The sequence below is a fragment of the Streptomyces sp. M-16 genome (assembly GCF_052114405.1).
Classification (GTDB): domain Bacteria; phylum Actinomycetota; class Actinomycetes; order Streptomycetales; family Streptomycetaceae; genus Streptomyces.
Genome location: NZ_JBFRER010000340.1, coordinates 1 through 457 on the forward strand (window position 1 = coordinate 1; position 457 = coordinate 457).

At 72.6% G+C, this 457-nt stretch carries 1 pseudogene; it reads right to left on the minus strand.

From position 1 onward, the window contains the following. Positions 1–457 (minus strand): annotated as a pseudogene (locus AB4039_RS42460) (2-oxoacid:acceptor oxidoreductase subunit alpha); the annotation flags it as partial.

Sequence of the window (457 nt, forward strand, 5' to 3'; positions counted from 1 at the left end):
GCCGGGTCGTAGGAGATGTTCCCGGTGCCGTCCTGCTTCTCGATCCCGCCGATGCGGTGCTCCAGCCCCGGGGTCCCCGGGACCGCCCACGGCCTGGCCAGGGTTTCCGGGTCCCGCTTGTAGGGCCAGAACACCTCGGTGCCGTCGGCGAGCGTGTGGTTGGGGCGCGTGGCGAAACGGGTCCGCAGGTCGGGCAGTTCGTCCGGGTGGGGGACGCGCCAGGGCTCGGAGCCGTTGGCGAGGTAGCCGTCCGAGAGGACGAAGACCGGGGTGCGGTAGGTGAGCGCGATCCTGGCCGCTTCCAGCGTGGCGTCGAAGCAGTCGGCGGCGGTGCGGGGGGCGACGATCGGGACGGGGGCCTCGCCGTTGCGCCCGTACATCGCCTGGAGCAGGTCGGCCTGCTCGGTCTTGGTCGGCAGACCGGTCGAGGGCCCGCCGCGCTGGATGTCCACGATCA